This window comes from Nocardiopsis listeri, from assembly GCF_020741345.1.
GTDB classification, from domain to species: Bacteria; Actinomycetota; Actinomycetes; order Streptosporangiales; family Streptosporangiaceae; genus Nocardiopsis; species Nocardiopsis listeri_A.
Map to the genome: position 1 here is coordinate 1 of NZ_DYZD01000109.1, position 7,412 is coordinate 7,412.

6 protein-coding genes and 1 pseudogene are annotated in these 7,412 nt (G+C 69.6%); 4 read left to right on the forward strand and 3 right to left on the reverse strand.

Annotated features, from left to right (window positions below):
- Nucleotides 1-951, reverse strand: a pseudogene (locus tag K8V84_RS06535) (hypothetical protein); the annotation flags it as partial.
- Between the two features lie 642 nt (nucleotides 952-1,593).
- Here K8V84_RS06535 and K8V84_RS06540 point away from each other — a divergent pair.
- Entirely contained in the window at nucleotides 1,594-2,367 is a 774-nt protein-coding gene (locus K8V84_RS06540) for a thioesterase family protein (protein WP_304071744.1), read from the forward strand.
- Nucleotides 2,368-2,384: 17 nt separating this feature from the next.
- Here K8V84_RS06540 and K8V84_RS06545 read toward each other — a convergent pair whose 3' ends face one another.
- Entirely contained in the window at nucleotides 2,385-3,614 is a 1,230-nt protein-coding gene (locus tag K8V84_RS06545) for an MFS transporter (RefSeq protein ID WP_304071747.1), read from the reverse strand.
- 69 nt (nucleotides 3,615-3,683) lie between these two features.
- Here K8V84_RS06545 and K8V84_RS06550 point away from each other — a divergent pair, with 69 nt between their 5' ends.
- From K8V84_RS06550 to K8V84_RS06560, 3 genes are all read left to right on the forward strand, one after another.
- Nucleotides 3,684-4,616, forward strand: coding sequence for a LysR family transcriptional regulator (locus tag K8V84_RS06550; protein ID WP_304071750.1), 933 nt, complete (start codon nucleotides 3,684-3,686; stop codon nucleotides 4,614-4,616).
- Nucleotides 4,617-4,714: 98 nt separating this feature from the next.
- Nucleotides 4,715-5,041, forward strand: coding sequence for a metalloregulator ArsR/SmtB family transcription factor (locus K8V84_RS06555; protein ID WP_304071753.1), 327 nt, complete (start codon nucleotides 4,715-4,717; stop codon nucleotides 5,039-5,041).
- A gap of 1 nt (nucleotide 5,042) precedes the next feature.
- Nucleotides 5,043-6,767, forward strand: coding sequence for a SulP family inorganic anion transporter (locus tag K8V84_RS06560; protein WP_304071756.1), 1,725 nt, complete (start codon nucleotides 5,043-5,045; stop codon nucleotides 6,765-6,767).
- Nucleotides 6,768-6,903: 136 nt separating this feature from the next.
- On the opposite strand, the gene K8V84_RS06565 is transcribed toward K8V84_RS06560, so the two are convergent.
- Nucleotides 6,904-7,206: a zinc ribbon domain-containing protein gene (locus K8V84_RS06565; protein WP_369696607.1), complete on the reverse strand. Its 303-nt coding sequence runs from the start codon at nucleotides 7,204-7,206 to the stop codon at nucleotides 6,904-6,906.
- Nucleotides 7,207-7,412 lie beyond the last annotated feature (206 nt).

Consider the following 7,412-nt stretch of genomic DNA (forward strand, 5'->3'; position numbering starts at 1 on the left):
TGCGTCGGTCGCGGGGTCCTGTCCACGGCGTGGGCGGGGCAGCTTCGGTTCACGGGGGCCGGGCAGGCCGCTCAGGGCGCGGCCACGTGCCACCCGAATCGGCAACACCTCCGCGAGGTGGTCGGGGCGACAGCGGGTGGACAGGACCGCGTACAACGACATCGTGGTGTCGTGCTCCGAGCGCAGCCACTCCAGGAGTTCGGTGGGACCGATGCGCTCGTCACCCAGGTCCTTGACGGCTTGGAGAGCTGTGGGCAGGTGTTCCAGGACCAGGCGGCGGTGTTGCCAGGGTTTGAGCCCCAGACCGGTCTCCTCGGCGATCTGGGTGATGACGGTGCGTTCCAGCAGGCCACCTCGGTCCGAGGTGGGCCGTTCGGTTTCGGGGACACCCCAGCCGCTGTCGGGGGTGGAGCCGGTGTGCGTGGTGGAGGGATCGTTCGCGCGCGCCCGCGCGCCCTCCTCCCCCTCCCCTTGTTCTTGTGTGCTGGTGTTCTTGTGGTCGGTCTTCTTAGGTGCGTGGTTCTCCTCCGGTGGGTCATCCAACTTCGGAAAACCGCATTCAGGCTTCGACCTGTGGTTTTGCAGGGGCACCAGGTCCTTTTCCCCGATGGAGCGGGCGAGTTCGGCGACCCTGGCCTCCAGGGAGGCGGGGTCGTCGGTGACCACCCAGTGGGCCGCCCCGAGGCGGCCCAACCCATCGCGGACCCGGTAGCGGCTCAGGTAGCCGGTGGCTTCGAGTTCTTTGAGACCGGAGCGGACCGATGCCGTACCACCCGGGGACTTGGTGGCGAGCTGCTTTTCGGTGACGCCCCACCCTTGACGGTGGGAGGCGATGTGGGCGAGGAGGCCGCGGGCCTTGTAGGAGAGGCGTTCGTCGCGGATCGCGGTGTTGGCGACGATGGTGAAACGGTCACCACCGAACTCGCCTCGGGTGATGGTCGCGTAGCTCACGGCGTCACCTCCGGGCAGAGGTGGAACGTGAGGGTGACACGCGAAGCGCCCCCCTGTTTCGGGCGCGGGCCACTATGGGCTTAGGATTCACTCCCAGCCGCCTTCCTGTGTGTGCAGGTTGGTGGTCAGAGCCCGTTCGGTGTTGGTAGCACCGGGCGGGCTCGCTTGTTCTCAGGTTGTGGGGGTCAGCCTAGCCTGCGCGAGACCGGGTTCGAGGCCCGAATCGGCCGGCTCATGTTTTGGCCGTCCCGATCACGTGACCTGCATCAGCCCATTCCGTGTGGGGTGGTCGGTCCACCCCCGCGTGCGCGAGGCTCACACACAGCAGCCGTACATGCGCGTCCTGCATGCCGGCCCATCCCCGCGTGCGCGGGGCTCACAGTCAGTGACCTGCGACAACGCGGGATGTCATCTTCGCTTCATCAGACTTCGGGGCTCGCAACCACCGTCGATCCCAGCGGCCACCACCCCTGGGGTTCACGTCCCCCTCTCGCGCACCCGGGTGGCATGGTTCCCGCGAGGAGTGAGGTCGGAATTCAAGCTGTGGGTTCTCCGTGGCCCGTGAGGTGGGGTGGCGGGTTCCTGTCCGGAGAGCATCGGGGAGGATGCACTTGGCACGACCCCGTCGCACAGGAGAACCCCTTGTCCCAGAACGCCTACTTCATCCGGACCGGCGCTGACCGCTTCGTTCCCACCGAGCACGTCAGCGGCGCTTGGAACACCGCCGAGCAGCACTTCAGCCCACTCGGCGGCCTCATCACCCACGCCATCGAGACCCACACCGCCGAGCGGGGACTCCAACTCTCCCGGATCGGCTTCGACATCCTGGGCACGCTGGCGATGGACGAGTGCCGCATCGAGGTGAACACCATCCGCCCCGGGCGCACCATCGAGCTGGTCGAGGCGTTGGTGCACATCGGGGACCGAACCGCGGTGCGGGCGCGGGCCTGGTCGCTCGTGGCGGGCGAGACCGGCACGGTCGAGGGCGGCGAAGCCGAACCCCTGCCCGATCCGGAGGGTCTGGAGAAGAAGCTGCTCAGCGAGATCTGGCCGGGTGGTTACATCGCCTCGCTGGACGCGCGGCCGATCGCCCCTGCCGTGCCGGGGCGTGGCGCGGCGTGGCTCTCCACCGACGTGGAACTGGTGGCCGGCGAGAAGGCCGGGCCGGTGGCCTCCTTCGTCAAGCTGGTCGACACCGCCAACGGTGTCGCGGTGCGCGAATCTCCTCTGGAGTGGATGTTCCCCAACGTCGACCTCACCGTGCACCTGTTCCGACAGCCGGAGGGCGAGTGGGTCGGGCTGGACACCACGGTGGCCTTCGGCCCCACGGGGCTGGGACTGACCAGTTCGGCCCTGCACGATCGGCGGGGACAGGTCGGCCGGGCCGAGCAGAGCCTCACCGTGCGTCCGATGTAGCGCTCACGGGTGGGGGCTCAGGTGGTCGAGAGTCGGCGCAGGCGCAGGGCGCACAGGCCCGCGAACACGGTGAGGATCATCGCCAGGGCGACGGTTCCGTTCCATCCCACGGCGTCGTAGACCACGCCCCCCAACCACCCGAACAGGCTCGCGCCCAGGTAGTAGGCGAGCGTGTAGACGGCCGTGGCCTGTGCCCGACCCGTGGTGGCGTGGGAGCCCACCCAGGCCGAGGCCGTGGCGTGGGCGCAGAAGAACGAGAAGGTCAACAGCAACAGGGTGGCCAGCAGGAGGATCACCGAGGTGGTGAACAGCCCCCCGAGCCCGACCAGGAGCAGGACGGTGGCGGTGGTGAGCACCCCGTAGCGCCCCCAGCGCAGGGTGGCCGATCCGGCCAGTCCCGAGCCGAGCATGCCGGCGGTGTAGGCCAGGAACAGCAGCGACGCCACGGCCTGGGAGAGCCCGAAGGGTTCGTCGGTGAGGCGGAATCCCAGGACGTTGTACACGGCCATGAAGGCACCCATCAGCAGGAGCGCCTGAGCGTACATGGGCAGCAGGCCGGGGGTGGTCATGGCGGCCTTGAGTCGGCTGCCCATACCGAGGGAGTCGTCGGTCGAGGCGGGGCGTGTGGTGGGCGCGCCCTTGACCTGTCGGGGCAGGACGAGGACGAACACCACGAGGGCGACCAGACCCAGGATGGTGTTGGCGGCGATCCCCCACTGCCAGCCGCCGTGTTCGGCGGCAAAACCCGCCAGGAGACGTCCGCCCATGCCGCCGAGGGGGTTGCCGGCGATGTACAGGCCGGTGGCCTTGGGCGCGTCGCGTGGGTGGATCTCCTCGGCGAGGTAGGCCACGGCCGCGGCCGAGACCCCGCCCAGGGCGGCCCCTTGGAGGGTGCGCAGGAGCAGGAGCGTCCAGAGTTCGGTGGCCAGGGGCGCGGCGGCGCCCAGCATGATGGCCAGCAGGAGGGAGAGGCCGATGACGCGCGCGCGGCCGATGCGGTCGGCGACACCGCTCCAGATGAGGGTGAAGCCGGCGAGGCCGCCGGTGGCAAGGGAGACGGTGAGCGCGGCCTGGCCGGCGGAGGTGTCGAACCCCGAGGCGATGGCGGGCAGGATCGGCTGGACCGACCACAGTTGGGCGAAGGTGGCGACGGCGGCGGCGATCAGGGCGATGACCGTGCGCCGGTAGGCCGGGGTGCCGGACCTGGGTCTGGGGTCGGTCGAGGGTGGAGCACTGGTCACGGTCATGGTTCAACGCTAGGAAGCCCGCTTTCATACGTCCAATGCATGCTTTCACGTTCGTGCATACTGATCTGCATGGAAAGCGCTGAGGTGGACGACCTGACCCATGTGTTGGCGCCCCGATTGCGGATGTTGTCGGCCATCGCCAGGACCGAGCACATCACCCACGCGGCCGCGGCCCTGAACATGCCACAACCCACGCTGAGCAGGGCTTTGGCCCGACTTCAGGAGGATTTGGGCATCGCGTTGATCGAACGCACCGGGCGTGGGATCCGGCTGACCCGGGCGGGGCGGACGCTGCTCCCGCACGTGGAACGGTCACTGGAGGATCTGCGCCAGGGTGTGGCCGAGCTCACCGGTGCCGAGGAGGGCCGGGTGGCGTTGACGTTCCTGCCCACGCTGGGCGTGGAGGTGGTGCCGGTACTGCTGCGAGGCTTTCGCGCCGAGCACCCGGGCGTGCGTTTCACCCTGACCCAGGAACCGTGGGCGCAGTCGCTGCGGCGGTTGTCGTCGGGCGGGGCGGACCTGGCGTTGACCTCTCCCCTGCCCTCGGGGCAGGGGCTGGTCTCCCAGGTGTTGCACACCCAGTACCTGCGCCTGGTGGTGCCCGAGGAGCATCCGTTGGCCGGTCGGGGCACGGTGTCGTTGGCGGCGGCGCGCGATGACTTCATCCTGCTCAAACCGGGCCGGGGGGTGCGACACCTGACCGACCGACTCGGCGACCGGGCCGGGTTCACGCCCACGGTGGCGTTCGAGGCCGACGACATCAACACGGCTCGGGGGTTGGTCGCGGCGGGACTGGGGGTGTCGGTGCTGCCGGCCCGCCCCCGGGGCCCTCTGAGCGGCACGGTGGAGCTGGTCATCGGCGACGGTGAGTCCGAACGGCCGGTGGGCGTCGTGTGGCCCCGTGAGGGTTCGGGCGGTGGTTACGAGCCCCCGGCGGTGGCGTCGTTTCGCGAGTACGTGTGCCGGGTGGGCCCGGAGGTGCTTCCGAACCTCACCGGGTGATCGTCCGGTCATCGACTTCACACCATGACGACATGAAGATTTCTTCAATTCATCATATAGTGGATGCGATCATCACGTCCCCGAACCCGAGGTCCACTGTGCACCGTCCCCTTTACCAGGCCAAGGCGGAGTTCTTCCGTATGCTCGGCCACCCCGTCCGCATCCGCGTCCTGGAGCTGCTCCAGGACGGCCCCAAGGCCGTCCGCGACCTGTTGGTCGACGTGGACGTGGAACCCTCCAACCTCTCCCAACAGCTCTCGGTCCTGCGCCGTTCGGGCATCGTCACCTCCAGCCGCGAGGGGTCCACGGTGGTCTACGAGCTGGCCGGCGCCGACGTCGCCGACCTTCTGGGCGCCGCCCGCCGCATCCTCACCGAGCTCAGCACCGGCCGTGAGGAACTGTTGGCAGAGCTGCGTGAGGGCTGACATGGCACAGACGACTCCCTCCCCGGGCATCGGGCGGAGGTTGTGGACGAACACGCGCGCGCTGTTGCCCCGGCGCTCCGACTTCACCACCATGCGCCGCTCCCCCGGCCGGGACCTGCTCGCCGGGGTGACGGTCGCGATCATCGCGCTGCCCCTGGCCCTGGGGTTCGGTATCTCCTCCGGACTGGGCGCTCAGGCCGGGCTGGTCACCGCGATCGTCGCCGGGTTCCTGGCCGCGGTCTTCGGTGGCTCCAACCTCCAGGTCTCGGGGCCCACCGGAGCGATGACCGTGGTGCTGGTGCCCATCGTGGCCGTGCACGGACCCTCGGGCGTGCTCATGGTCGGAATGATGGCGGGGCTGATCCTGCTGGTCCTGGCCTGGGCACGGGGCGGACGGTACATGCGCTACGTCCCCGCGCCCGTGATCGAGGGGTTCACACTGGGCATCGCCGTCGTCATCGCCCTCCAGCAGGCCCCGTTCGTGCTGGGTCTGCCCCAACCGGAGGGGCACAACGTCCTGGCCGGCGCACTCTCCCTGGTCAGGGACTTCAGCGCCGACCCGGACTGGACACCCCTGCTCATCGCCCTGGGCGTGGCAGCGGTGATGCTGGTGGGGGCAAGGTGGCGACCCACATTGCCGTTCTCACTGCTGGCTGTGGCCGCCGCGACCCTGCTGGTGCACCTGACCCCGTTGTCCACACCCACGATCGGCACCCTGCCCGCCGGCCTTCCCGCGCCCTCTCTGTCGTTCCTGGACCCCTCCGCCGTGGGCCCGCTGATGAGCGCGGCCCTGGCGGTGGCGGCGCTGGCCGCACTGGAGTCGTTGCTGTCGGCCACGGTGGCCGACGGGATGCGCGTCGACGAACGGCACGACCCCGATCGTGAACTCTTCGGGCAGGGCGTGGCCAACCTGGTCGTGCCGATCTTCGGCGGTGTTCCGGCGACCGCCGCGATCGCGCGAACGGCCGTGAACGTGCGTTCGGGCGCCAACAGTCGCCTGGCCGCGGCCTCGCACGCCCTGGTACTGGCCGTGGTGGTGCTGCTCGCCGCCCCGCTGGTGGGGCTGGTTCCCCTGGCCGCGCTCGGCGGTGTCCTGTTGGCCACGGCCGTGCGGATGGTCGAGGTGGGGTCGGTGCGCGCGATGATGCGTTCCACCCGAGGCGACGCCGTGGTGTTGGTGCTCACCGCGGTGGCCACCCTGGCCCTGGACCTGGTCACGGCGGTACTGCTGGGGATGGCGGTCACCGCGTTCCTGGCCCTGCGCGCGGTGGCCCGCGATGCCCGACTGAACCGGGTGGAGCTGTCCCAGGGCTCGCCCGGCGACCACAGTGCGCAGGAACGTGCCCTGTTGGACGAGCACATCGTCGCCTACCGGCTCGACGGACCGTTGTTCTTCGCCGCCGCGCACCGGTTCCTGTTGGAGTTGACCGAGGTGGCCGACGTGTCCGTGGTGATCCTGCGGATGTCACGGGTCAGCACGGTGGACGCCACCGGGGCGTTGGTGTTGGGCGACGCGATCGAGCGCCTGGAGCGACGCGGCATCACCGTGCTGTTGTCGGGGGTGCGGCCCGACCACACGCGGGCGTTGACCGCGTTGGGGACGGTCGCCCGGTTGTTCGAGCGAGGCTCGGTCTTCGACAGCACCCCCGAGGCGATCGACTTCGCCCACACCCTGCTGCGCGAACGCGGGGCCCTGGAGGGGGCCGACGAGACCGCTCCGCACTGACCCGTTCGCCGCCCTCGGCGGGCCTGGCGATCCTCACCGGGTGAGTTCGTGGTCCCGTGGTGGGGTGTGCAGGGGGCGGGGTCGGTAGACGAAGGTCACCAGCACCACGGAGATGATCTTGACTTTCTCCCCACGCCTAAAGGCGGGGGATTCGCACCAGCGATAACGCCGGTTGGTGCGCCTGCCCTCGCGGGGGCGCTGGTTCCTGCTTCACGGACCGGGTGACCCCGAGGTCTCCGCAGGCTGACACCGCATGCCCTGCGGCGTGAAGGATGTTCTTGGCCGCGTTCACATCGGCGTGGTCGGTGTGGCCACAAGAGGTGCACGCGTACTCGGCTTGGCTCTCGCGCGAGTGGGCGTCCACCACCTTGCACCGATAACACGTCTGCGAGGTGTAGGCGGGGTCGACCGGCACGATGCGGGTGCCGGTCCACCGCACGGGTGGTGATCCGCCCCATGGACTTCAACATCTTGGCCCGGTTGGCCGACCCCTTCTTACTCCGGGAGAGCTTGCGCTGAAGGCGTAGGTACCGGGACTTCTCCCCAGGTGTGACGTAGGGCCGGTCGTGGAACTCGCCGGTGGATAGGGTCGCGGCGACTTTCACACCCCGGTCCACCCCCACCGGGGTTCCCGGGTGGTGCTCG

What these genes read in the sequence shown, in the direction of transcription:
- K8V84_RS06545 (WP_304071747.1), bottom strand. Translation starts at nt 3,614, where the DNA reads ATGACCGTGACCAGTGCTCCACCCTCGACCGACCCCAGACCCAGGTCC.
- K8V84_RS06550 (WP_304071750.1), top strand. Translation starts at nt 3,684, where the DNA reads ATGGAAAGCGCTGAGGTGGACGACCTGACCCATGTGTTGGCGCCCCGA.
- K8V84_RS06560 (WP_304071756.1), top strand. Translation starts at nt 5,043, where the DNA reads ATGGCACAGACGACTCCCTCCCCGGGCATCGGGCGGAGGTTGTGGACG.